Origin of the sequence: Burkholderia sp. 22PA0106 (assembly GCF_047497155.1) — a bacterium.
Taxonomy (GTDB): domain Bacteria; phylum Pseudomonadota; class Gammaproteobacteria; order Burkholderiales; family Burkholderiaceae; genus Burkholderia.
In genome coordinates this window covers 1,175,237-1,199,407 of record NZ_CP163163.1, presented here as the reverse complement: position 1 = coordinate 1,199,407, position 24,171 = coordinate 1,175,237, and the positions used below count along the sequence as shown (strand labels likewise).

Here is a 24,171-nt window from a genome sequence, read left to right as displayed (position 1 = left end):
TTGTTCCTGCCGATTCCCGCTCGAAGCTTTCGTTATGCCGTCGCCGACGCACGCGGGCGGCTGACGATCTGGTTGTCGCCGCCTTGCGGCAGCGCGGTCAGCGCGATGTCGAACTCGATCGACCGATAGCCGTCGGCCTTCAGGCCAAGCGCCTTGCCGCCCGTCTTCTCGACGATGTGCGGGATCAGTTCCTCGCGCGTGGCATACGCGAAGTCATCCCAGATCAGCGGATCGCCCTCGATGTTGAACTGCGTGGTCAGCTTGCGGAAGCGCTCGCTCGTCACGAAGAAGTGGACGTGCGCGGGGCGGTTGCCGTGGCGGCCCAGCGCGTCCAGCAATTGCTGCGTCGCGCCCTGCGGCGGGCAGCCGTAGCCGACCGGCATCAGCGTGTGGAACTCGTACTTGCCGTCGGCGCCGGTGCGCACCGCGCCGCGCAGGTTGAATTCGCTCTGCGCGGTGGTCGGATCGAAATGCGAGTAGAAACCATGAGAATTCGCATGCCAGCATTCGACGATCGCACCGGCCACCGGCTTGCCGTCCGGGCCGGTCACGGTGCCGTGGATCACGAGCGGGCCGGCGTGGGCGTCGGCATCGAGATCGATCCGGCTCATGCCGTCGCGCACCGGCGCACCGGCCACGTACAGCGGCCCCTCGATGGTGCGCGGCGTGCCGCCGGTCAGGCCGGCCTGCTCATCCTCGGCGTCCATGCGGATGTCGAGATACTTTTCGAGGCCGAGGCCGGCCGCCAGCAGCGCCGCCTCGCCATCCTGCCCGAGCTTGTTCAGGTAGGCGATGCCGGCCCAGACTTCGTCGGCCGTGATGTCCAGCTCGTCGATCGCCTTGAAGAGATCGCCGAGCAACCGATGAATGACTTGCTGCGCGCGCGCGCTGCCGTGGCCCGTGCCCTTGCCGCCATCGAGATTCGAGGCGGCCTTCAGCAGGTCCTGCGCTTGCGGGGTGTGAAAAACTTGAGGGTTCATGATCGTCTCTCTGTTGTGATATTGAGGGGATCGGGCCAGGCGGCCGTACGACGTTTGGCGCGCGTCAGGCGTCGTTCTCGCGCACCGACGACGGGTGGCGGCACAGCGGCGTCACCGAGATCGTCATGTAGGGAAACAGCGGCAGGCCCATCAGGATCTCGTGCAGCTCGGCGTTGCTTTCGACGTCGAACACGCTGACGTTGGCGTACTCGCCCACCAGCCGCCAGATATGCCGCCACTTGCCGCTGCGTTGCAGCTCCTGCGAATACGCCATCTCGCGCAGCTTGATCGCGTTGAATTGCTCGGCCGGCATGTCGGCCGGCGGTTTGACATCCATGCGTACGTGGAAAAGCATCGTCTCGTTCCTGTTGGAGTGTGCGGGGGATTCAGCGCGTGACCTTGATCAGCCCGTCGCGCGTGAAGCGCTTGAGCTTGGCTGCGTCGAGTTCGATGCCGAGGCCGGGGCCGCTCGGCACGGTCAGTTCGAAATCGCTGTAGTCGAGCGGCGTGGTGAGGATCTCCTCGCTGATCAGCAGCGGGCCGAACAGTTCGGTGCCCCATTGCAGGTTCGCGAAGCTCGCGAACAGGTGCGCCGAGGCCACCGTGCTGAACGCGCCTTCGAGCATGGTGCCGCCGTACAGCTCGATGCCGGCCGCATCGGCCACCGCCGCCACGCGCTGCGCCGCGAACAGGCCGCCGCTCTGCTCGATCTTGATCGCGAACACATCCGCGCCCCCCTGCCGGGCGATCTCGAACGCGCTCTCGGGGCCTTGCAGGATCTCGTCGGCCATCAGCGCCACCGGGAAGCGGCGCATCAGCCGCGCCAGCGCGGCGGGCGACGCCACCGGCTGCTCCACCAGTTCGCAACCGGCCTCGGCCAGCGCGGGAATCGCGCGCACCGCCTGCGTCTCGCTCCAGGCCATGTTCACATCGACGCGCACCGAGCCACGCTCGCCCAGCGCCTGCTTGATCGCGGCCACGTGGCGGATGTCCGCTTCAAGCGCCTTCGCGCCGATCTTCAGCTTGAAGATGCGATGCCGGCGCTCGGCCAGCATCCGCTCGGCCTCGTCGATGTCCTTCGCGGTGTCGCCCGAGGCCAGCGTCCACGCCACCGGCACGCGCTCGCGGCGGCGTCCGCCGAGCAATTCGCTGACGGGCACGCCGAGCCGCTTGCCGTGCGCGTCGAGCAGCGCGGTTTCCAGCGCGCTCTTGGCGAAGTGATTGAGCTTGACGAGCTTGCCGAGGTAGGCCATCAGCGCCTGGATGCGCGTGGCGTCGCGGCCGATCATGGCCGGCGCGAAATAGGCGTCGATCGCCAGTTTCATGGTCTCGGGGCTTTCCGGCCCGTAGGCCATGCCGGCGATGGTGGTGCCCTCGCCGATGCCCACCACGCCGTCGCTGCAGATCACCCTCACCAGCATCAAGGTCTGCCCGTACATGGTGGCCACCGACAGCTTGTGCGGCCGGATGGTGGGCAGATCGACAAGGGAAGTTTCGACGCGTTCGACGGTCACGGAAGTCATGGCGGATCAGGCAGGAAAAAGGACAGTGAACGATTTATACGGCGCGGCGCGGCGCAGCGTCCAACACCTTTTTTATCCCGCTCGATACCTTTAAGATATGGAACCGCCTTTTCCCGCACCGGGCCGCGAGGCTCGCACACCGGCATGGATCTCCGTCAACTCCGTTATTTCGTCGCCGTCGCGCGCGAGCGCAACTTCACGCGCGCCGCCGCGCAACTCCATATCGCGCAGCCGCCATTGAGCCGGCAGATGCAGTTGCTGGAAGAGGAACTCGGCGTGCCGCTGCTGATCCGCAACAGCCGGCCGGTGCAGTTGACCGACGCGGGGCGGCTGTTCTACGAGCAGGCGATCCAGTTGCTCGGGCGCGCCGAGCAGATGCAGGCCGCCACGCGGCGCGTGGGGCTGCACCAGCGCAGCGTGCTGTCGATCGGGTTCGTGGCCTCGACGCTGTACGGCGGGCTGCCGCAGGTGTTGCAGAAGCTGCGCGCGCGTGCGCCGGAACTCGATATCCAGATGGTGGAATTGATGTCGATCGAGCAGATCGAGGCGCTGAAGGCCGGCCGCATCGATATCGGCTTCGGGCGCGTGCCGCACAGCGACCCGAGCGTGGCGGGCGCCGTGGTGCTGGAGGAACGGCTGGCGGTGGCGCTGCCGCGCGCCTCGCCGATGGCGGGCAGCACGCAGCCGATACCGATCGGGGAGCTTGCCGGGCAGCGGCTGATCGTCTACCCGAAGGAACCGCGGCCCGGCTTCGCGGATCAGGTCCTCAGCGCCATGCACGGGCATGGCGTGGCCTTGAACGAGGTGCTCGAAGTGCGCGAGATCCAGACCGCGCTCGGGCTGGTGGCGGCCGAGTTCGGGGTGTGCGTGATTCCGCAATCGGCCTGCCAGATGCGCCACGACGTGCATTACCGCCTGATCGACGACGAACGCGTCACCTCGCCGGTCATTCTCAATCACCGCCTGAACGACAACTCGCGCTATATCGAGCTGGTCAAGCAGCTGATCGCGGACGTCTATCGTTAGCCCGCCAGCGCCGGCCCAGGCGGATCAGCCACGCGCGCTCAGTCGCGCGTCGAGCCCTTGGCCGGACGCCCCGCCCAATACCCGGCCAGCAGCGAACCCGACAGGTTGTGCCATACCGAGAACAGCGCGCCCGGCAGCGCGGCGATCGGCGTGAAATACAGCTTGCCGAGCGTGGCGGCGAGGCCCGAGTTCTGCATGCCGACCTCGATCGCGAGCGTGCGGCACACGGCTTCGTCGAAGCCGAGCAGGCGCCCGCCCCAGTAGCCGCCGAGCAGGCCGATGGCGTTGTGCAGCACCACCCCCACCATCACGATCATGCCGACCGACGCGATGCTGTTGCGCGTGCCGGCCACCACCGCCGAGATGATCAGCAGGATCGCGACCATCGACACGATCGGCAGGTACGGCTCGATCGCGTTCACCGTGCGACGGAACAGATGATTGACGATCAGGCCCACCACGATCGGCAGCGCGACGATCTGCAGGATGCTCATCAGCATGCCGTGCACGTCCACCACGATCGACGCGTCCACGTACAGGCGCGTGAGCAGCGGCGTGGCGAACACGCCCACCAGCGTGGACAGCGCGCTGATGGTGACCGACAGCGCCACGTCGCCGCGCGCCAGATAGATCATCACGTTCGACGCGGTGCCGCTCGCCACGCTGCCCACCAGCACCATGCCGGCGGTCAGGTCGGGCGGCATGCGCAGGATCTTCGCCAGCGCCCAGGCGGCCAGCGGCATCACGAGGTAGTGCAGCACGATGCCGGCGATCACCGGCGCGGGGCGCGTGAACACGCGGCGGAAATCGGCGATCGAAAGCGTGACGCCCATCGACAGCATGATCAGCGTGAGCAGCGTCGTGACGTGCGGCGCGACCGGCGTGAAGGTGGCCGGCGTGAAATACGCGGCGAGCGAGATCAGCACCGCCCACAGCGGAAAGAGTCGGGTTACCCGGGCAAGCATGATGAAAATCCTTGGTCGATCTTGTTGGTGTCGAGTGTCGAAAGACGCGCCGGCAGCGGCGTCACGCTGCGCGAACGCTCGCGCGGGCCGGCGGCGGGTTCGCCGCCGATCGCCTAGCGCCCGGCTTCGTGAGACGGGCGCACGCCCGGGCGACGGCGCAAAAACCGGCGATTCTACCTTGCACGGGCGAAAGTCCCGGCCATTGGGTTCTTCGGATGCCTGACCGGCGCGCGTCCCACTGGCGGGCGCCGCCGCGTGCAGGTGCGACGGGCACCACGGCTACGCCAAACCGGAAATTGTTCCCGATTCCGCCTGCCAAAGCCGCGATATACCCGCGATTTCCATCCTTTCTCGCAACATTGACCGGTCGCCCCGGCTTCTAGACTGTGTCCAATGATGTCGCGAGAGAAGGAACACCAAGCCGCCGATGAGCGGCAACGCCACCCTTTCCCGCCCCGAGTTCGTCCCTAGACCAAGACGCACCGGCACCCATCGGCACGTCGCTCGCGGCGCACCGATTCGACCGATGCGATATTCATTCGGATATCGAAATCATGAAACTCATCCACCGAGTCGCCGGGGTTGCGACCGGGATGGCCCTCGGCCTCACGGGCCTCGCGGGTGCGTTCGGCAGCAGTCCCGCCGATGCGGCCTGCATCAGCAATCCGCGCGCGCAATCGAACGCCTCGTTTCCCGCTTCGCTGACCGGCAAGCTGGTGTATCACAGCTATGTCGATTACGGAGACGGCACCAGCCAGCTCTACCTGTACGACTTTTCCGCTCACACGCTGACCCGCCTGAGCCAGCCGTCGTGGGGGATCTCCGACCCGATGAACGCGGCATTCAGCCCCGACGGCAAGTGGCTGACGTTCATGGGCGTCGCGAACAACGCCTGGAACGTGTTCATGCTCGCGCTCGGCGGCAACGCCGCGCCGATCAACATGACCAACAGCACGGGCGCCACGCGCAACGAGGATCCGAAGTTCAGCGCCGACGGCAAATCGATCGTGTTCAAGCAGAACGGCGACGTGAAGCTGGCCACGCTGTCGTACACCAGCACCGGCCCGGTGTTCACGTCGGTGGCGAGCCTGACCAACGTGCCGGCCGGCTCGGAATATTCGATGCCGTTTCTCGCGCCCGATGCCAGCGCCGTGTATTACGCCAGCGGCACCGGCGCGAAGATGGGCCTGATGAAGCGCATGCTCGGCACCGGCGTGACCAGCACCTACGATCATCCGGCCGGCCTGCAGGCGTACTACCCGATCGCGCGCGCGGACGGCACGGTGTTCTACACGCGCTGGAAGAACAAGGGGCAACTCGACCAGATCTACGCGAAGACGCCGGACCCGGCCTCCACGCCCGATCAGTTGGCGCTGAACGATTGCATCAGCAACAACTCCGATCCGGCGCCGGTGAGCGGCACGAACTATTTGTTCTTCTCGTCGACCACGGCCGGCGGCTATCAGCTCTATCTGGGCGACACCGTCACCGGCCGGCGCTGGAGCCTGACGCCGTTCGGCGTCAATGCCGACACGAGCCGCGCCAAGCTCGGGCCGAGCTACTTCGGCGGCAACGCGACGAACCAGACCTCGCTGACGCCACGGCGTCGCGTGCATCGGGCGTAAGCCAGACCTCGCTGACGCCGCGCCGTCGCGTGCATCGGGCGTAAGCCGGGCATCGTGCCAGCGGGCGCTCGCGGCCGCATCCACGAGGCACGCGCCGGAATCCGCTTCCGGCGCGTGCCTCGCTACTTTTTCCCTGAAGCATGTCGCGCGCCGCTACGGGCCGCATCGGTCCGATTCGGCCGGCGGCACGGCCTGGCGCGTGTCGAAATCGGCTTCGCGCAGGCCCGACGGCGACAGCGACACCATATGCAGCGACGCGGGGCCGTTCGCGATGCCGGTCACGCCCGTGTTGCCCCATGCGAACGGCGCGGGCATCAACCCGTGCAGCGTGATCGAGTCGCCGGTCAGCGCGAGCGCCATCAGCCGGCCGTCGCGTGTGGGCACGTAGGCGTTCGCGCCATCGACCACGACGCCGGCCTCGCGCACCGACGCCGGCAGACACGCCAGCCGCGCCGTGACCTGCCCGGCCTCGTCGATCAGCATGACGGTGGTGCGGCCGTCGGCCAGCGTGGCCTCCAGCACGAAGCGCCCGACGGCGGGCACCCATTCGGCGGCATAGGTGTAGTACTGCACGCGCAGATCGTCGAGCGAACCGGGCATGCGCACGAACTGGCCGGTGGCCGGGTCGAGCAGCGCGTAGCGCAGGCGTGCGATGGTGTCGCCGGGGATGAATTTCTGCCAGACCAGCAATGCGCGCGACGGCGAGCCGGCGATCATCGGCCACCATTCTCGGCCGTGCGGCATGACCTCGACGCGCCGCTGCAGCGTGCCCGCGCCGTCGTACACCTTCGCGGCCACGCCGTCGCCGGAGCCGAGGTTGTCGATGCCGCCGCCCTGCACCCAGCCTTCCGAATAGAACACCACGAAGCGGCGGCCGACGGCGGCCACGTGGCCCGAATGGCCACCCGATTCCACCTCGCTCGGGTACGGAACGATCGGCGTGAGGTCGTCGCGATACACGCCGAAGCGCTGGCTCACGTTGCGCGGCGCGTTCCAGCCGTCCTCGAACGTGACGAACAGGCGGCCGTCGGTGTTTTGCGCGACGGACACCGGCTCCTGCGCCTCGGGGCGGCCGATGAACCGATGCACGCCGGCCAGCGCCGCCTGCCCCGGCGCCCATCGGCCGACGTAGACGTCGTGCGGCCAGCTTCCGTCGGCGTTCGCGCCGCGCGGCGGCAGCCCGGAGCTGCTGAAGAACACCCAGTGGTTTCCATGACCGGCGCTCGCCGTGGCGATGCCGTGCATGAAACGCCGCTCGTCGCCGAAGCCGGGCGCGGGCACCGCCACCACGGCCCCGGCCGGCGCGCGGTGAGCATCGATCGGTTCGGTGGTGGTGGTAGTGGCAACCACGGCACTGGCCGGTACGCGATGAGCATCGAGCGGCTCTGCTGTGGCGACGTCGGCGGCCACGGCCGGGCGTGCCAGCGCGCTCAACACGAGCGCCGCGCCGAGGCAGGCTCGCGCAATGCGTACGCCCCCGCTTGCGCGGCGACGCCTATCGTTCATCTGCCGTGCCGTCATGCTCACTCGCGCGGCGTGCCCATCTTGTACGCGACCCGCGCGCGATAGGCCGGCTCCGCAGAGGCCGGCACCTTCGTGTCGCGGTCATCGCTCGACGCCACGGGGATCGGCTGCGGGCGCAGCGCCGCGATCATGCCGCTCGCGTCGTGCGAGGCCACGAACACGCGCGCTTCCGGGTCCCAGTCGCGCGACGCCGTGTCGGCAAACAGCGCGGGCTGCGCCACCGTCACGCGCGGCTTGCGCCGCAGCAGGCGCTGCATGCGCGATTTCGACGTGAACGGATGCGCGACGTGCGCGAGGATCATCCAGGTCGTCAGCGCCGCGCCCATCGTGCCGATGATCGCCACGTAGGAAATCAGTTCGGGCCACGAAAGATCGCCCTGATCGAACGGCAGCAGATAGCGGTAGGCATACAGCGTGATGACGGCCCACATGGTGCCGACGCAGGCCGGCCGCACCAGACGAAACCACGCAACCAGCACCACGCCGCGCACGACGCCCCAATCGGCGATGATCTTGCGGGGCGCGCGCAGCGAAAGGTCGATGACGGGCGAATCAGTCATGTTGAATACCTCGATCGGGGCTGGTCCAAATCGCGCGCTTGCCGCGGCGTCCGAGGACGACCGCGGGCAAGGCCACGACCGTCGTGACCATGTTGATGAGCCAGAAGGCAATCGGATACCAGACGGAATCCATCAGATAAAGCATCAGCTTTTCGTCGTAGCGCCGGTCGATCAGGCAGCCGACGAAGATCTGCAACACGCAGGTCGCCACCAGCAACATGCCGTGCCAGCGCGGGATCAGCGACACCTGCCAGTCGGGCGGCAACGGGTGGATCGTGTTGATCAGCGCCAGCACCAGCATCAGCGACATCGAATAGGCCCACGCGATGCCGAGCAGGTATTCGATGAAGATCGGCCACATCATCAGTTGCGAGCGGTGCAGCAGGCGCGGCGCGTACTTGAGCAGCACCTGCACGCCGCCCTTGGCCCAGCGCAGCCGCTGCCGATACAAGCCGCGCAGCGTCTCGGGCATCAGGATCCAACTGATCGCGTGCGGTTCGTAGGCCACGCGCCAGTCGTTGCATTGCAGCTTCCAACTGATGTCGATGTCCTCGGTCAGCATGTCCGAGCTCCAGTAGCCGACGTCCGCCAGCGCGCTCTTGCGGAACATGGTGCTGACGCCCGACACCGTGAAGATGCGCCCGTACACCTGCTGCGTGCGCTTGATCAGGCCGATGATCGACGAGAACTCGCCCACCTGCATGCGTCCGAGCAGCGAGGTGCGGGTGCGGATGCGCGGGTTGCCCGTCACCGCGCCCACGCTCGGATCGGCGATGAAGTGCTCCAGCATCCAGCTGATCGCATCCTTGTCGAGCAGCGAATCGCCGTCGATGCACATCAGGAACGGCGCGTCGGTCACCACCGTGGCGGTGGTCAGGCCGATCGCCTTGCCTTCGTTCTTGGCGTGATGCACGACCGTCAGGCGCGGAATCTCGGCGGCCAGCTGGTTGAGCACCTCGCCGGTGCGGTCGCGGCTGCCGTCGTTGACGGCGATGATCTCGTAGTTCGGATAGTCGAGCGCCGCCAGATGGCCGAACACGCGGCGCGCGTTGGCCTCCTCGTTGTAGCACGGCACGATCACTGCCACCTTCGGCATCCCGGCTCGCGCGAGCGCTTCCGGCGAGCGCTCGCGGCCCTGTTCAAGCACGAAGAAATGCACGGTCCCGCCGATCATCCACAGGTAGGACATGAAGAACGGGTAGAAGAAGATGAAATCCTGGAGCCGGTTGATGACGAGATGGATCATTTCGCTCCCGGGGCCTTGGCACTACTGAGCAACGCGTTGATCGAGGTCGGATCGAGCCGCGCGCGCACCGACATCACGTCGCGCAGCGCGAGCGCCTCGGGCTGGTCGTGCGCGAAATCGTCGGGGTAGTAGCCGTAGCTGACCATGCCGGCCTCGCGCAGCTTCGCCATCTGCTCGGCCAGCCGCTTGCCCGGCACGCGCGCGCCGCTGCGCGAATCGACGGCCTCCAGCATGAACACCGTGCGGCGCGGGCCGTCCGTCACCTGTTTCACGGTGCCCCCGAGCTTGCCGAGCCACGCATCGACCGAGCCGATGCCCTGCCGCGACGGCATCGCCAGCAGGCCGACGAAATCGTAATCGCCGAGGAATGCCGCGTAATCCTGCGCGTAGCGGCCGCCGGCCTGCGGATCGAGCAGTACATCCGGGAAGATCGCGCGCACCGTCAGCACCTCGCCGCTGTTCTGGCTGTCGAACACGATCTGCTGCAATTCCTGCGTGAACTCGATCAGGTGGCGCGTCTTCAGTTCGCCCCAGCGCCGCGCCAGCGCGGGATCGGCGCGGATCTGCCCGACCTCGCGCGGCAGGCCCCAGCGCACGTAGGTATCGCCCGCGTGGCGGCCCGCATCCTCGGCGTCGCCGAGCATGGCGTCCTCGCCGAACAGCACGCCGGAAAACGCCGCATAGCGGCCGAGATCCTCGTATATCTCGCGCACGAACGCGCGCGCGGCCGGATCGAACGGGCTCAGGCGGCGCACGCCCGACGCGCCGGGCGGCGGGCTGCCGCCGTCGATCGCGGTCACGAACTCGACGCGCCCGGCCAGCTTGGGCGGCACCGCGAACGACAGCACCGGCAGCCACGCATACACCGACACGCGCGCCCGCGTGCTCAATTGCCAGGCCGCGCGGCTGAACAGATCGGCGCGCACCGGCAGGTGCCGGTTCGGGAAATACACCGCCTCGGCCAGCCCCGAGCGCGACGGGTCGGAAAACGCCTGCAGATACACCGAACTCGGGCGCAGCCGGAAGATCCGCTCGATCAGGTCGCCGAGCTTCTTCTCCTGCCGCTCGGGCGACGGGTCGTACACATCGTCGAGCGACACCACCACCGCCCGCTCCACCGGATTGACGCGGCCACGGTTCTGCCACGGCTCGCGCATCGAGCGCTCCAGGCCGCCCACGTCGATGTCGTAGGTGGCGAGAATCCGGCGCATGCGATCGAGCGGCACGTCGCGCGTGTTCGGGCCGGATTCCAGCGTGAACTGGGTCTGCATGCCGAGCTGGGCCGACACCGTGCGCACCGTCAGGTTCTGCGCGCCGTACGGCCAGACCATCGAGCGGATCGTGAAGCCCGTATGCGCCTTGACCTGGCGAATGCAGCGGCCGAGGTCGGTGCGCACGCGCGTTTCGAACTCCTGATCGGTTTCGTAGCGCTGTCGATCGCGCAGATACAGGTGCGAGGTGGCCGCCGGCAGTTCGTTGCCCTGGGGATTGGCGATCGCGCCGTGATGCAGGTCGTGGGTGTGGCAGGCCAGTTCCACGAGGCCCGAATCGGCCACGTCCTTCACTTCGTCCCACGACATGAACGTGTCGCGCGGCACCACCAGCGTGTCGGACAGGCGCACGCCGGTATCGGCCGGGGTATCCACCCACGACGTGACGATCGCCATCACCGCCGGGTAGTTGAACTGCTTGAGCAGCGGCAGCACCTTCTCGTGATGGCTGCGGAAACCGTCGTCGAACGTCAGCAGCACGGCGCGCGCCGGCAGCGGCTTGCCGCCGCTGCGCGCGGCCAGCACCGCGCCGAGGCTGACCGGGTGATAGCCGTTCGCGTCGATCCAGGAAAAGATCGAGGTCAGCGTGCCGGTGTCCACCGCGTACGGATCGGTCACGTTGTTGGTGGCGAACTCTTCCTGCAGGTTGTCGCGAATGTCGTGAAAGCACAGCGTGCGGAACGTCAGGCCGTCGGCCGCATCCGCCGGCGGCAGCAGGTCGATCAGGCGCGCCGGGGCGAGCCTCGGGAACAGCGTGCAGCCGGCCAGCGCCCCGATGCAGCTGCAAATGAACCGTCGTCTGGATTCCATCGTTATCGTTCTCCGTTCGAGACAGGCGCTCAGAAAGGCACCGTGAGCGAGCCGTAAGCCGTCGCCGACAATTCCCGCGAGCCGTCGTACGCATGACTGAGCAAGCCGAGGCCGTAGGTGAGCGCAACGTTGTGGCTGAAGCTCCAGACGTGCTCGATGCGCGCGCCCAGCTCGGGGCTGGTGCCGAAGCCGCGCTCGTTGTACGCGCCGGCGGTCAGGTAGATGCGCTGCTGCAGGCCCTTCTCGCCGCTGCGCCACAGCGACCACTGATGCATCGCCACCAGTTCGGCCGTGTAGTCGCGCCCCGGGGCGTAGTAGTTCGCGTTGGCGATGGTGTTGCTGCCGGTGCCGAGGTTCATCGTCAGGTTGACGAACTGGTTGGCCGCGGTGAACACGCGCTGCGTGCCGCTCAGCGTGATCTCCTGGTTGAAGTTCGAATCGCTGTAGCGCGCGGCGGAATATGTGAGCGAGGCGGAGCGGCGGTCGGTATCGGTGAAGTTGAAGCTGAACTGCGCGGTCTTGCCCCACAGGTGATCGAGGTAGGCCTTCCACGGCAGCGCGTTCGAATCGGTATCCACCGACGCGCTCGCCGACAGGTAATCGTTGAATGCGTAGTTGACCTCGCCGTTCGCGCCCATCCGGCCGTCCGCGCCGAGCGAGCGCGTGGCCTCGCCGGTGATCGACAGCCCGCCGTTGCGGTAATCGCCGCCGATGCCGGTGCGCGTGCGGCTGATATTGCCGATATCGGTGTTCGCGTGGCCGTAGTAGGTGTGGCCGAACACGCGCCAGTTGTCGAGGATCGGCGGCGAATACAGCATCGTGTCGATGCTGAACTCGTTGTCGGCCAGCTCCGAATTGCCGTGCTCGCCGTTCACCTCGATCGACAGCACCGGCGCGCGATACGCGGCGTAGTCGCGCTTGAACGCGCGCACCGCCCCGCTTTCGGGGAAGGTAGTGCCGAACGTGTCGTCGATCTGGTGCGCGCGGCGGTAATCGCCGAGCGCCAGCGACGCGCGGCCCAGCCCGGCCATCGTCTCCACGTCGTCGGGGTGATCGGTCAGCGTGCCGGCGTAGGTGTCGCGCGCGCGTCGCGTCTGCGAATTGCCGAGCATCGCGTCGGCTTGCGCGTCGCGCACCTCGGCGCTGAACGGCACCTGCTCCTCGAGGCGTTGCAGGCCGGCCATGCCGGTGCTCGTCTGGCCCATGTAGATGCGGCTTTGCGCGAGCAGCCGGTAATAGCGCAGGTAGTCGTCGTTGGCCGGGTCCCACTGGTTGATCTTCGCGGCGGACGGCAACGCGCGCCGCATGTCTTCCAGCACCTGTTGCGCCTGCACGTAACGGTTCTGATCGGTCAGCGCGTAGAACAGGTCCTCGCGCAAGTCGATCAGGCGCGTGTGCGCGCCGTATTGATAGCCGAGCGTGGCCGCATCGGGCGCGGGCGCGGTGAACTGCGCGATGGCGCGGCGGTAGGCCCACTCGGCCTTGTCGGGCCGTTGCAGATAGGCATAGGCGTCGCCCACCGCCGCCAGCGCGTCGATCGACACGTCGCTGCCGGGCGGGATCGTCTCGAACACCGCCACCGTATCCTTCATGCGCCCATGCGCGGCATAGGCCACGGCGCGGTCGCCTGCCAGCGACGCGCGAATCGGCGCGTAGTCGGGCGTGGCAGGCAGGCGCTGGTCGAACGCCTCGGCCTCGCGGATCGCGCGGTCGAGCGCATCGAAGCGGTCGGCGCTGGTCATCTCGCGCACCTTGGCGCGGCCGCCGCGCACTTCCTGGCGAATGCTCAGTTCCTCGATGCGCGCGAGATCGACCGGCGAGAACACGTCGGGCCGCGCCCGGGCCAGCACGAGCGCACGCACCGCCCCGCCGCCGGTGGCCAGCGTCAGCACCTGCTTGCGCAGGTTCTCGTCGGGCGATGCCGAGGTTTCGGACGATTCGGACAATTTCGCCACGGCTTCCGGCACCGATTGCGAGGGCGGCGGAGGCGGTTCCGGCGTGGGGGCGGGGCTCGGTGCGAGCGTGCTGCCGAGCGTGTTGCCTGCCGCGAGCGTCGGGCCGGGCGCACCGTCTTCCGGCATCGGCACGGCGTGGACCACGGGCGGCATGCCGCTGCCGACCGTGCCGAGGTTGGCCCCGGCAGCCGGCGCTTGCGGCTCCGCCTTGCGACGCGGTGGTTCCTGCACCAGCGCATTGCCCGGCATTGGCCGGCCGGCCGGCACGGAGCTGGCCGGATCGTCCGGCATCTCGACCATGAAAACCACCGGCCTGGAAGGCGGCGCTTCCTGCGCGCACGCTTCCCCGCCATCCAACGTCGCATAGGCCGACAACAGCACCATCGGCACGACCGTCGCGGGCGCACAGGCACCCAGCGGCCACCGGCGAGGCGGCACGCGCAAACGCTTGAACTCGATCATCGATACGATTTCCCTTTAAAGCGTTCCGTCGGTAAAACAGGCACGCGATCGGTGAAAATGACCTATCACCGGCAAACGGCGAATCAGGTCATTGCATTGAAATTTGACAAAATCTCAACATCTTCACGAATCAAGGAAAATCACGGCAGGCAACAAAGGGGCGACCGGCATCGACCATGCTTTTTTGCGGGATTCGATATATCGAGTTTGTCGTCATATAAAGTCAGCCTGGTTTTTTATCAGTCCACACCCTTACGCTTTCATCGCGATTGGCGAATAATCCCCGCCGATTCGAACGAATCGCAATCGCCACATAATGGCGAACGCCAAGGGAACCGGCCGTCGCACGAAGAGCGCAAAGGCCGGACAGGAAGCGCCGACGCGGCGCGTCATCGACTTCTGGAACGTCGATGGGGATGCGGCTCAGCTTGGATGAAAGCAGCCGCCAATAACGGCAAATCGTCAAACAAGCTTTAAAGATTCTCTTTTAAAGCATATTCAAACGACCATGCCACTACCGATACAGGAAAACATTCTAATCGGCGGGATTGAAACGATTCCCGAAACGTTTCATCTCGTTACCCCGGTTACAATCAGAATCGATTACTGATCGGCTTCAGCTTCATCGGTCATTAATTCTTATTCCGGATTCAAATTAGAAATATTTACTGAGCCGCCTATGATGTTTGCATTTCATTCTTCTCGTCCGTATCCTGATTGCTCTTTAACGACGGAGAAGCCAATGGCGGCATTCATCACGAGAATTAATTGGGTGCGTGCAAGCCAGTGGTGTCTTGCCACCACCTTGGCGGCATCCGTCCTGCCGGCGGGCGCGCAGATCGCCCACCCGGTAGGCGAAGGCGCGCAACCGGCCACGATCACGCCGCCCCCGGCCGTGGCAGCCGCAACGCCCCCGGCAGCCTCGTCGACGCCCGGCCCGGCAAGCGCCAAGACACCCCGGCCGATGCTCTATTACGTCTGCGGCAACGCCGACATCGACAAGCAGGTGCATGCGCCCGATCCGCAGCACCCGTTCAACCTCGGCGTGAATTTCGCCGCCTCGAACACGGCTGCGCCGCCGTCCGACGTGGCCGTCAAGGTGCGCCGCCATGGCCGCGTGCTGATGGATTTCGTCGCGGCCGGGCCGAATTGCCGGTTCTCGCTGCCCGATGCGGAATACCGCGTCGAGGCCACCTACCAGGGAGCCATGAAGTTCGACATCGTCAAGACCGGCGACCTCGACGCACGCATCACCTGGTAACGCACCGGCTTCGCGCCGTTCGACCCAAGCAGGGACACCCCACGAGGAGGCAAGACAACCATGAGCACATCCGATCAACCGCGCATCTCGCTCGTCAGCGCGCCGCGCATCGGCTGGACCGTCGCGTTGAGTCTGGTGTTCTATCTGATCGCATTGAGCGCGGGGCTGCGCTACAACCCGACGCACGCCTTCTGGCATTCTTCGGAGACCGAAGCGCCGGCTACGTCGGATGGCGAGCCGATCATCGGCACGGTCAGCGCGACCCCGCCGCTCCTGGTGGGCGACGCGCCGGCCGGGCTGTTGCTGGCACAGGCGCTCGATTGCGCGCAGGCCCGGCAATGGGAATGCATGGGCCAGGCCAGCGAGGCCGCGCGAGCGCTGCAAGGCGATGCGGCGTTGGCGCAGGTGTCGGCCACGCCGTCGGTGATGAGCACGGCAGCGGCGGCCACGCTGGCCGCCGCGCCCGCCGTGGCGTTGGCGGCGGCACGCCCGCACGCGGCGCCGCGTGCGGCAGTGCGCAGCTGGAAGGTGTCGACGCGGCTTCACGCCGCGCCGCGCCGCCCGATCCAGCGCGTCGCCTATCGCGTGCCGGCGCGCCCGCCCGCTCCCGATCCGTTCTTTGCGAACCTGTATCGGCACTGAGGCCGACGGGATCGGCGGCGTGCCGCACGCTCAGGCCGCGCCGGTCATGCCCGGTTCGTTCCAACGGCCTCAGGCCGCCTTCGCCGCCACCTTCGGCAACCACGCCTTCACCAGCGACACCCACCACGCCATGCCCGGCTTCAGCAGCGCATCGTTGAAATCGTAATTGGGGTTGTGCAGCGGAATCGCGCAACCGCACTGGCCGTGCTCCGAGCCGTCGCCGTTGCCGATGAACACGTAGCAGCCGGGCCGATGCTGCATGTAGAACGCGAAATCCTCGGACGGCATCTGCGGCGCCACCTCGGCATCCACGCTCGCCGCGCCGAACACCGATTCGAGCACGCCGGCCGCGAAGGCCGTCTCGTCGCGATGATTGACGAGCGCCGGATACATGCGGTCGAACGTGAAATCGAGCCGCATCTCGTAGGCCGAGGCGATGCCCCGTGCCAGCTCGCGCATGCGCTGCTCGATGCGGTCGAGCACCTCGGGCTTGAACGCGCGCACCGTGCCGCTCAACGTCGCGTGCCCCGGAATCACGTTGATCGCGCTGCCGGCATGGATCTCCGTGACGGACAGCACCGCCGCCTCGTTCGGATCGATATTGCGCGCGACCACGCTCTGCCACGCCTGCACCAGCGCCGTGGCGGCCACCACCGGGTCGGCCGCGCGATGCGGCTGCGCGGCGTGCGCGCCGGCGCCGGTCAGCTCCACGGCGAACGTGTTGCTCGACGCCATGATCGGGCCGGGCCGCAACGCAAAGCTGCCGGCCGCGATGCCGGGCCAGTTGTGCGCGCCGAACACGGCGTCCATCGGGCAGCGCTCGAACAGGCCGTCCTCGATCATCAGGCGCGCGCCGGCGCCGCCCTCCTCGGCCGGCTGGAAAATGAAATTGACGGTGCCGTCGAAATCGCGCTGCTCGGCCAGGTAGCGCGCCGCGCCGAGCAGCATGGCGGTGTGGCCGTCGTGGCCGCACGCGTGCATCTTGCCGGGATGGCGCGAGGCATGGGCGAAGCGGTTCAGCTCGTGGATCGGCAGCGCGTCCATGTCGGCGCGCAAGCCGATCGAGCGGGCGCCGCGTCCGCAGCGCAGCACGCCCACCAGGCCGTGGCCGCCGATGCCGCGCTCCACGTCGATGCCCCAGCTCGTCAGCAGCCGCGCGACGTAGTCGGCGGTGTGCTGCTCCTCGTGGCGCAGTTCGGGGTGGGCATGCAGATGTCGTCGGATACGGATCAGATCGGATTCGATGGCGCCGAGGCGCGGGTCGTTCAGGAAGGTCATTCGGTCAGGGCGCCATGCGCCGGTTGTTCGGAATTCGAGCCGGCGCGCGCGGACAGCGCGACCGGAATGCAACTGACGAGCGCGGCGGCGGCCAGGTAGTAGCCCACCACCAGCTTGTCGCCGGTTGCGTTGATCAGGGTGGTGACGATCAGCGGCGTCAGGCCGCCGAACAGCGTCACGCCGGTGGCATACGACAGGCCCACGCCGGTGGCGCGGAACCGCACCGGAAACACGCCGGCCAGCACGTTCGAGGCGCACGCCGCGTAGCAGGCCAGCAACAGCGCGATGACGGATTGCACGGCCATCAGCGAGAGGCGATCCGGGTGCCGGGCCAGGAACAGGAACATCGGATACGCGCCCAGCGCCGTGAGCAGCGCGCCGAACAGCATCGGGCGACGCACGCCGATCCGGTCCGACAGCAGGCCCACCAGCGGGCACGCGACCACCATCGTGACGCCGTACGCCAGTTGCCCGAGGTAGCTGTCGAACAGGCTCATGTGCAGCTCGCGCACCGAGTAGGTGGTGAAATAGTTCGACACGTAGGTCGCGATGGTCCAGAACACCATGATCGCGACGCCGCCGATCAGCCGCCAGCGGTATTGCACGAGTTGCGGCACCAGCGCCTCGGCGCGCTGCCGGCTGGCGCGTTCGAACGCCGGCGTTTCCGGAATCGAGCGGCGCACGTACCAGCCCACCGGCCCGATCAGCACGCCGAACACGAACGCGAGACGCCACGCGCCCGCGTTGATCTGCGCATCGCTGAACAGGTGCGTGAGCGCCATGCCCACCAGCCCGGCGAGCATCACGCCGCCGCCCTGCGACATCTGCTGGAACGACGAGGCGAAGCCGCGCCGCTGCTGCGGCGCGTTCTCGATAAGCAGCGCGACCGAGCCGCCGATCTCGCCGCCGGCCGAAAAGCCTTGCAGCAGGCGTCCGCACACCACGATCACCGGCGCGGCCACGCCGATCGACGCATACGACGGGCAGACCGCCAGCACCAGCGTGCTGGCCGCCATCAGCACCAGCGTCAGGCTCAACGCGCGGCGGCGGCCGGCGCGGTCCGCATAGCGGCCCAGCACCAGTGCGCCGAACGGGCGTGCGGCGAAGCCCACCGCGAACGTCATGAACGTCAGCAGCAGCGAACTGAATTCGGACTGCGTAGCGAAGAAGGTGCGCGAAATCGGCACCGCGAAAATGCCGTAGGCAATGAAGTCGTAGATTTCGAGCAGATTGCCGACCGAGGCGGCCGCAAAGGTCCTGCGTTCGGAGGACGCGGCTGGGTCGTGGAGTGCACCGGAGCGGTTCATGGGAGCGGTTCTGTCGATGTTGGAATAGGCCTCAATCTACCGTCCGCCCCCCTCGCCGCCGCCATACTATTCAAAAATAGCGGGGATACCCGAAAGGCATACCCCGAGGGAAAACGCCGATCCGGCAAGGGTTTTCGACCCGCCGCGCGCGGCGGGTCGCGGGTCGCTCCCGGCTGGCCGGAATGCTTTTGGCATGCAAGACTCCAGGCATTTCTTCAAGCACTTCGATTCCCGCATTTCACATGGATATCCGACACGTTCGTTACTTTCTCGCGGTGGCCGATTCGGGCAGCGTGGCGGCCGCCGCGCGGCAGTTGCACATCGTGCAGCCGGCCTTGAGCCGGCAGATCCGCGATCTGGAAGAGGAATTGGGCGCGCCGCTGTTTTCGCGCAGCGCGCGCGGCGTCGAGCTGACGGCGGCGGGCGAACAATTTGCGCTGGATGCGAGAAAGCTGCTGATCGATTTTCAGTCGGCGCGGCAACGCGCGCTGCGCGTCGCGCAAGGCAGCGCGGGCGCGCTGCGGCTCGGGCTGTCGCCCGCCTATAGCTGGCACCCGGCGATCCTCTCGCAGTTCAACCGGTTTCGCGAAGCGCAACCGGCCATCTCGCTGCGGGTGGAACCGATGCTGTCGTCCCTGCAACTGACGGCGCTGGCCAACGGCGAACTCGACGGCGGCTTTCTCGGCTGGCGCGATGTGCGCGACACGCGCTTCGACGCCATCACCGTGTTCGATTGCGGGCTGCGCATCGCCGTGCCGAAGCGGGGCGGCATCACGATGGAGGTGCCCGAACGGCTGTCCGATCTCGCGCAACTGCCGTGCGTCTGGTTCGATCGCGACACCTCGCCCGCCTACTACGACTTCCTGATCCGTCAATGCCAGCTTGCCGGGTTCACGCCGAACATCGTGCAGGTCGGCGGCGACACCACCATGATTCTCGGGCTGGTGGCCGCCGGGTTCGGCTATTCGATCGTGCCCGACAGCGCGCTGCATTGCTGCCCGTCGTCCACCGCGCTGATCGCGCACCCGGAGCTAACGCTGACCTACCCGGTCGAATTCGTCTGGAAGCGCGATCAACTGAACGGGCCGCTCGCACGCTTCATCCGCGACATGGAACCGCGCGTGCCGTTCGACCCGTATGCGACATGGGCCGGCGAAGCGCCGCAGCAGGCCGGCGTGCCGGCCTGAGAGGCGGCGCCCGGCGGTCCGCGATCAGAACTTGTGGCGGATCGCGAGATGCACGGCGGCCTGATGATCGGTGGACGAAGCGCTCAGGCTCGTGAGCGCCGCCACCGCATCCTTGCCCGTCGAATCGTGGCCCGACGCCTTCTGATACACGGCCGAAAAATACACGTCGGTCCGCTTCGACAATGCGTAGTCCGCACCGATCTCGCCCTGGTAGTAACGCGCGCCGGCATTGCTCGCGCCGTTGGCCAGCGTCACCGCATTGCTGCGCGTGTAGTCGAAGCCGGAGGCCAGCAGCAGCGCCGGCGTCAGTTGATAGCGCAGGCTCAGTTCCGCGTTGTTGAAAGTAGCGCTGCCGCCCGCGCGGAAGCCGGTGGCGCCGTTGCCGCCGAGGTCGAGGAAGCGCACGTTCGAGTAGGTCGCGCCGAGCGTGGCCGCGCCGATCGCATAGGTGCCGCCGAGCGCGATCACCTGGTACGAATTGGCGGACGCGTAGCCGGAATAGATCGGATTGCTGACGACAGCCGGCGTGGCAGCCGACGTGCTGTTGCCGAACAGGCCGCCCAGGTTCGACGGCGTGCGCGCGTTCAGATAGCCGATACCCAACGTGACCAGCCCGCCCGCGTAGCCCGCGCCGAGCGACCAGATCTGGTTCTGCGACACGCTGCCCGCCACGCCGCCGACGCTGTAGGTGCCGCCCCACGTGAAGCCGCCGTAGCGCGGGCCGACGTACTTGACCGTGTTGTTGGTGCGATACGAGTTGTTGAAGTTGTCGATGTCGCCCGCATGCGCTGCGATCGTGCCGCCCCATGCATCGGCCACGCTCAGGATGCCGACATAATCGACCACCGAATCGTATTGCCGGCCCAACGTGACGCGCCCGAAGCGCTCGCTGGCGAGCCCGACGAACGCCTGCCGGCCGAACATCAGGCCGCCCTGCCCGAGCTTGCCGCTGTTCACGTCGAAGCCGTTCTCCAGCGTGAATACCGCCTTCAGCCCGCCGCCCAGGTTCTCCTCGCCGCGCAGGCCGAACCGGCTGCCCTGCAGCATCCCCGACGACAGGTTGTACAGCGAATGGCCGCCCGCGTTCGACGTGTAGTTGATGCCTTCGTCGATAATCCCGTACAAGGTCACGCTGCCCTGCGCATGCGCGGCTTCCGTCATCGCGCCCAGCACCGCGATGGTGATCAACAGCTTCTTCATGCTCCAATCCCCTTGATCGAATTCGTATAGAACTACTGATTAGTTATTCCTGACGATTTCAGGAAAGGGGATGGTAGTGGCGATCAAAAATCGCGGGTATTACCTAAAAACTGGGTGCGCTATGCCTCGCGGGCATAGCGCGGCATGACGGCGCTAGGGCTTCACGTCATCCGGAACACCTCCGGCGCGGGGTTCAATTCCACGGTCTGATTGTCGAGCGCGCTCGACGGCGCGCAGCTTCGGCGTAGGCGTGGAGACATGGCCGCGCCCTGTTGACGGCATATGCCTCAGCCCGCCACTGCCGCGAGCCGCCTTTTCGACGGCGGCCGCGCGAATCGCGCGGCGCACCGCCGTGGCCTGCAACGCCCGCTCGACGATCGCGCGCGGCGCGACGAACGGCGTGCCGGCCTGGAACGGCGGCTCCGGGTCGTATTCGATCTGCAACTGGATCTGCTGGGCGACGTCCTCGCCGGCCACTTCGGCGGCCACGCGCAGAGCCATGTCGATGCCGGCCGTGACGCCGCCCGACGTGTAGAGGTTGCCGTCGATCGTCAGGCGTTGGTCGCTGGGGATCGCGCCGAACCGGCTCAACAGGCCGCGCGCCTGCCAGTGGCCGCCCGCACGGCGGCCGTTCAGCAGGCCGGCCGCGCCGAGCAGCAGCGAACCGGTGCAGATGCCGAAGATGTACTTGGCGGCAAGCGCGCGTTCGCGCACGAAGCCGACGATCTGCGGATCGAGCATCGCCTCGTCCGTGCCGGGGCCGCCCGGCACGACGAACAGGTCGTAGGCGGACGCGCCGGCGAAATCGGCGTCGGGCTGGATCACCAGGCCTTTGTCGGTGCGCACCGGCGCGCGACTCGGCGCGACGATTTCCACGCGCCAGCCGGGCAGCCGGCCGAGCACTTCGAGCGGGCCGGTCAAGTCCAGTTGCGTCATGTCCGGGAACAGCAGCAGGCCGGCGGTTCGGGTTTGGGGGGCGAGTTCGAGCGATGGGGTCATGGAATCCTCCGAGTGGTGACGCCATTGAATCAGCCCGCTTACTGGCAAAAAAGACAGAAAACGCGTATTTTTTGCCAATGCCCGCCCTTGCCTCCCCGCCCCCTCGCCGGATCGTGATTTTCGTGTTCGACGGCGCCCAGCCGATCGACGTGTCCGGCCCGCTCCAGACCTTCGACACCGCCAGCGAGGAGGCGATGGTCGAGCGTTACCGATGCAGCGTGGTGTCCGAGGATGGCGGCCCGCGCGGGCTGCAAGGCGGCATGACGGTGCTGACCGAGCCGTTGCCCGACGGGCGCTTCGACACGCTCGTGATCCCCGGCGGCCCGGGCGTGCAGGCGGCGCGCAAGTCGCCCGAGATCGTGCGGCAAGTCAGGGCGCTGGCCGAGCGCGCCGAGCGGGTGTGTTCGGTCTGCACCGGCGCGTTCCTGCTGGCCGAGGCCGGGTTGCTCGCGGGGCGCAAGGCGGCCACCCACTGGCGCGCGTGCGCGGCGCTGGCGCGGGAATTCCCGTCGGTGGAGGTGCAGCCCGATCCGATCTGGGTGCGAGACGGCCGGGTCTGGACCTCGGCCGGCGTGACGGCCGGCATCGATCTCGCGCTGGCGATGGTCGAGGCGGATTTCGGCAACGCGCTGGCGGCGCTCGCCGCGCGGCGGCTGGTGGTGTACATGCGGCGCTCGGGCGGGCAGGCGCAATTCAGCACGCCGCTGGCGCTGCAAACCGCCGACGGCTTCGGCACGCTGTTCGACTGGCTCGGCAAGAACCTGCACCGGCCGCTGAAGGTGACCGACCTGGCCGACGAGGCCGGCATGTCGCCACGCACCTTCATCCGCCATTTCACCGAGAAGATCGGCATGCCGCCCGGCAAGGCGCTGCAAGGCCTGCGCCTCGAACGCGCGCAATCGCTGCTGACCTCCACCACGTATTCGCTGTCGGAAGTGGCGCGACGCACCGGCTTCGGCCGCGAAGAGCGCCTGCGCAATGCGTTCGTCCGGCAGTTCTCGATCGGGCCGACGCAGTGGCGGCAGCGCTTCAGCGAGAAGCACGAGGCGTCGTAGTCGCAAGCAGCGCGAAGCCAATGCATGTGCTTGGTGGCGGTGCGTTACAACCCCGGCGACAACCCGCCATCGATCCGCAGATTCACCCCCGTGATGTAGCCCGCGAGCGGGCTGGCAAGAAACGCCACGGCGTCGGCGATCTCGTCGAGCCGCCCGACCCGCCCCATCGGCACCTGCGCGAAGCTCGGCAGCACGGCCCGCTCGATCGCCTCCCACGCGCCGTCGCGCTCGGCCAGCCCGCGCTCGGCGGCCACCTCGCGAAACCGTGCATCGAGCGCGGCGCTGTGGATCGTGCCCGGCGAAACGGCGTTGACCGTCACGCCGTCGGCCGCCACGGCCTTCGCCATCGACGAGGTCAGTGCATTGATCGCGGCCTTGCTGGCCGAGTAGTCGGGCGCGCTGGGCGGCGGGATGGTCGCGGCCAGGCTCGAAATATTGATCACGCGCCCCCAGCGGGCCGCGCGCATCGCCGGCAGCAGCCGCGTGGCGACGCGCACCGCGGCCAGCACGTTGCGGTCGTAGGCCGACGCCCACGCGCCGGCCTGCGTCGTGTTCCAATCGTCACGCGAGCCGCCCGAGCCGCCCGCGTTGTTGATCAGGATATCGATGCGTCCGGCGCGGGCCTGCGCATCGTCGACCAGCCGCCGCACCGCGTCGTCGTCCGTCAGGTCGCCCGTCACGAACGCGGCCCGGCCGCCCTGCCCGGCGATCTCGCCGGCCACGCGCGCGGCCAGCCCGGCATCGCGGCCATGCACCACCACCAACGCCCCTTCCCGCGCGAGCGTCCTGGCCAGCGCCTCGCCGATGCCCTTGCTGCTTCCCGTCACCAGCGCCGTCTTGCCGCGCAATTGCAAATCCATCGCCTATCCCTCACGCTTCGTCAACGAAGACGCCACGATAGGGAGCACGAGTGAACGAAACAAGTACGCACTTTTCGGTGCCCATGGCCCCCATCTCGCCCGAAGCGCGCGAGGCCTGCCTCGGCCCGGACGGCTCGGTCGCGCATGTCGCGCGCGTGATCCGCATGATCCACGGGCGCTGGAAGCTGCCGATCCTGTTCCGGCTCTACGCCGATCCGGCGCTGCGCACCTTGCAGTTGAAACGCGACCTGCCCGGCATCTCGCAGAAGATGCTGACCCAGCACCTTCGCGAACTGGCGGCCGACGGCCTGATCGAGCGCATCGATTTCGGCGAGAAGCCGTTGCGCGTCGAATATCAGTTGACGGAGCGGGGCCGGCAGTTGCTGCCGGTGCTGATTGCCGCGCGGCAGTTCTCGGCGCGCCATCCGGCGTGAG

Annotated in this window: 21 protein-coding genes and 1 pseudogene; 8 read left to right on the top strand and 14 right to left on the bottom strand. The window is 67.6% G+C overall.

The annotated features are described in order from the left end of the window. Nucleotides 1-32: 32 nt before the first annotated feature. The 3 genes from catA to AB4850_RS20300 all read right to left on the bottom strand — a co-directional run bounded on the left by catA (nt 33) and on the right by AB4850_RS20300 (nt 2,503). Nucleotides 33-980 carry a catechol 1,2-dioxygenase gene (gene catA / locus AB4850_RS20310; RefSeq protein WP_414444788.1) on the bottom strand — a complete coding sequence of 316 codons (948 nt, stop codon included), beginning with the start codon at nt 978-980 and terminating at the stop codon, nt 33-35. A 64-nt stretch (nt 981-1,044) separates the two neighbouring features. After that, nucleotides 1,045-1,335, bottom strand: a complete 291-nt coding sequence (gene catC, locus AB4850_RS20305; RefSeq protein ID WP_414444787.1) for a muconolactone Delta-isomerase — start codon at nt 1,333-1,335, stop codon at nt 1,045-1,047. Between the two features lie 31 nt (nt 1,336-1,366). Next, nucleotides 1,367-2,503, bottom strand: coding sequence for a muconate/chloromuconate family cycloisomerase (locus AB4850_RS20300; protein WP_414444786.1), 1,137 nt, complete (start codon nt 2,501-2,503; stop codon nt 1,367-1,369). Nucleotides 2,504-2,647: 144 nt separating this feature from the next. Here AB4850_RS20300 and AB4850_RS20295 point away from each other — a divergent pair, with 144 nt between their 5' ends. Continuing rightward, nucleotides 2,648-3,529 (top strand): LysR substrate-binding domain-containing protein, encoded by an 882-nt coding sequence (locus AB4850_RS20295; protein ID WP_414444785.1) that lies wholly within the window; start codon nt 2,648-2,650, stop codon nt 3,527-3,529. A gap of 38 nt (nt 3,530-3,567) precedes the next feature. Here AB4850_RS20295 and panS read toward each other — a convergent pair whose 3' ends face one another. Then, nucleotides 3,568-4,494 (bottom strand): ketopantoate/pantoate/pantothenate transporter PanS, encoded by a 927-nt coding sequence (panS, locus tag AB4850_RS20290; protein WP_414444784.1) that lies wholly within the window; start codon nt 4,492-4,494, stop codon nt 3,568-3,570. A 554-nt stretch (nt 4,495-5,048) separates the two neighbouring features. Here panS and AB4850_RS20285 point away from each other — a divergent pair. Then, nucleotides 5,049-6,104, top strand: a pseudogene (locus AB4850_RS20285) (TolB family protein); the annotation flags it as partial. A gap of 168 nt (nt 6,105-6,272) precedes the next feature. On the opposite strand, the gene AB4850_RS20280 reads toward AB4850_RS20285, so the two are convergent. Genes AB4850_RS20280 through AB4850_RS20260 form a run of 5 tightly spaced genes read right to left on the bottom strand, consistent with a single transcriptional unit; the run spans nt 6,273 to nt 13,947 of the window. After that, nucleotides 6,273-7,625 (bottom strand): hypothetical protein, encoded by a 1,353-nt coding sequence (locus AB4850_RS20280; RefSeq protein ID WP_414444783.1) that lies wholly within the window; start codon nt 7,623-7,625, stop codon nt 6,273-6,275. 17 nt (nt 7,626-7,642) lie between these two features. Further along, complete coding sequence (locus AB4850_RS20275) at nt 7,643-8,203, bottom strand: Biofilm PGA synthesis auxiliary protein PgaD (RefSeq protein WP_414444782.1); 561 nt, start codon at nt 8,201-8,203, stop codon at nt 7,643-7,645. Further along, entirely contained in the window at nt 8,196-9,449 is a 1,254-nt protein-coding gene (gene pgaC / locus AB4850_RS20270) for a poly-beta-1,6-N-acetyl-D-glucosamine synthase (RefSeq protein WP_414444781.1), read from the bottom strand. Before pgaC ends, AB4850_RS20275 begins: the two co-directional genes overlap by 8 nt. Further along, complete coding sequence (gene pgaB / locus AB4850_RS20265; protein ID WP_414444780.1) at nt 9,446-11,530, bottom strand: poly-beta-1,6-N-acetyl-D-glucosamine N-deacetylase PgaB; 2,085 nt, start codon at nt 11,528-11,530, stop codon at nt 9,446-9,448. Before pgaB ends, pgaC begins: the two co-directional genes overlap by 4 nt. Before the next feature lie 29 nt (nt 11,531-11,559). Then, nucleotides 11,560-13,947: a poly-beta-1,6 N-acetyl-D-glucosamine export porin PgaA gene (locus AB4850_RS20260; RefSeq protein ID WP_414444779.1), complete on the bottom strand. Its 2,388-nt coding sequence runs from the start codon at nt 13,945-13,947 to the stop codon at nt 11,560-11,562. Nucleotides 13,948-13,998: 51 nt separating this feature from the next. On the opposite strand from AB4850_RS20260, the gene AB4850_RS20255 reads away from it, so the two are divergent. The 3 genes from AB4850_RS20255 to AB4850_RS20245 all read left to right on the top strand — a co-directional run bounded on the left by AB4850_RS20255 (nt 13,999) and on the right by AB4850_RS20245 (nt 15,850). Further along, entirely contained in the window at nt 13,999-14,424 is a 426-nt protein-coding gene (locus tag AB4850_RS20255; protein WP_414444778.1) for a hypothetical protein, read from the top strand. Between the two features lie 265 nt (nt 14,425-14,689). Next, nucleotides 14,690-15,208 (top strand): hypothetical protein, encoded by a 519-nt coding sequence (locus AB4850_RS20250; RefSeq protein ID WP_414444777.1) that lies wholly within the window; start codon nt 14,690-14,692, stop codon nt 15,206-15,208. A gap of 60 nt (nt 15,209-15,268) precedes the next feature. Next, complete coding sequence (locus AB4850_RS20245; protein WP_414444776.1) at nt 15,269-15,850, top strand: hypothetical protein; 582 nt, start codon at nt 15,269-15,271, stop codon at nt 15,848-15,850. A 69-nt stretch (nt 15,851-15,919) separates the two neighbouring features. On the opposite strand, the gene AB4850_RS20240 is transcribed toward AB4850_RS20245, so the two are convergent. Further along, nucleotides 15,920-17,128 (bottom strand): M20 aminoacylase family protein, encoded by a 1,209-nt coding sequence (locus AB4850_RS20240; protein WP_414444775.1) that lies wholly within the window; start codon nt 17,126-17,128, stop codon nt 15,920-15,922. Beyond that, nucleotides 17,125-18,435, bottom strand: coding sequence for an MFS transporter (locus AB4850_RS20235; protein WP_414444774.1), 1,311 nt, complete (start codon nt 18,433-18,435; stop codon nt 17,125-17,127). Before AB4850_RS20235 ends, AB4850_RS20240 begins: the two co-directional genes overlap by 4 nt. 242 nt (nt 18,436-18,677) lie before the next feature. Between AB4850_RS20235 and AB4850_RS20230 the strand changes: the two genes are divergently transcribed. Continuing rightward, nucleotides 18,678-19,622 (top strand): LysR family transcriptional regulator, encoded by a 945-nt coding sequence (locus AB4850_RS20230; RefSeq protein ID WP_414444773.1) that lies wholly within the window; start codon nt 18,678-18,680, stop codon nt 19,620-19,622. 24 nt (nt 19,623-19,646) lie between these two features. Here the strand turns inward: AB4850_RS20230 and AB4850_RS20225 are convergent, their stop codons facing one another. Both AB4850_RS20225 and AB4850_RS20220 read right to left on the bottom strand, forming a co-directional pair. Then, a complete protein-coding gene (locus AB4850_RS20225) occupies nt 19,647-20,822 on the bottom strand; it encodes a porin (protein WP_414444772.1) in 1,176 nt (391 codons plus the stop codon). Nucleotides 20,823-20,975: 153 nt separating this feature from the next. After that, the gene (locus AB4850_RS20220; protein ID WP_414444771.1) at nt 20,976-21,821 is read right to left on the bottom strand and encodes a DJ-1/PfpI family protein; all 846 of its coding nucleotides are present in this window, start codon (nt 21,819-21,821) and stop codon (nt 20,976-20,978) included. A gap of 77 nt (nt 21,822-21,898) precedes the next feature. Between AB4850_RS20220 and AB4850_RS20215 the strand changes: the two genes are divergently transcribed. Then, nucleotides 21,899-22,876 (top strand): GlxA family transcriptional regulator, encoded by a 978-nt coding sequence (locus tag AB4850_RS20215; RefSeq protein ID WP_414444770.1) that lies wholly within the window; start codon nt 21,899-21,901, stop codon nt 22,874-22,876. Between the two features lie 44 nt (nt 22,877-22,920). Here the strand turns inward: AB4850_RS20215 and AB4850_RS20210 are convergent, their stop codons facing one another. Continuing rightward, the gene (locus AB4850_RS20210; RefSeq protein ID WP_414444769.1) at nt 22,921-23,736 is read right to left on the bottom strand and encodes an SDR family NAD(P)-dependent oxidoreductase; all 816 of its coding nucleotides are present in this window, start codon (nt 23,734-23,736) and stop codon (nt 22,921-22,923) included. Nucleotides 23,737-23,819: 83 nt separating this feature from the next. Here AB4850_RS20210 and AB4850_RS20205 point away from each other — a divergent pair, with 83 nt between their 5' ends. After that, a complete protein-coding gene (locus AB4850_RS20205) occupies nt 23,820-24,170 on the top strand; it encodes a winged helix-turn-helix transcriptional regulator (RefSeq protein ID WP_414445566.1) in 351 nt (116 codons plus the stop codon). Nucleotide 24,171 lies beyond the last annotated feature (1 nt).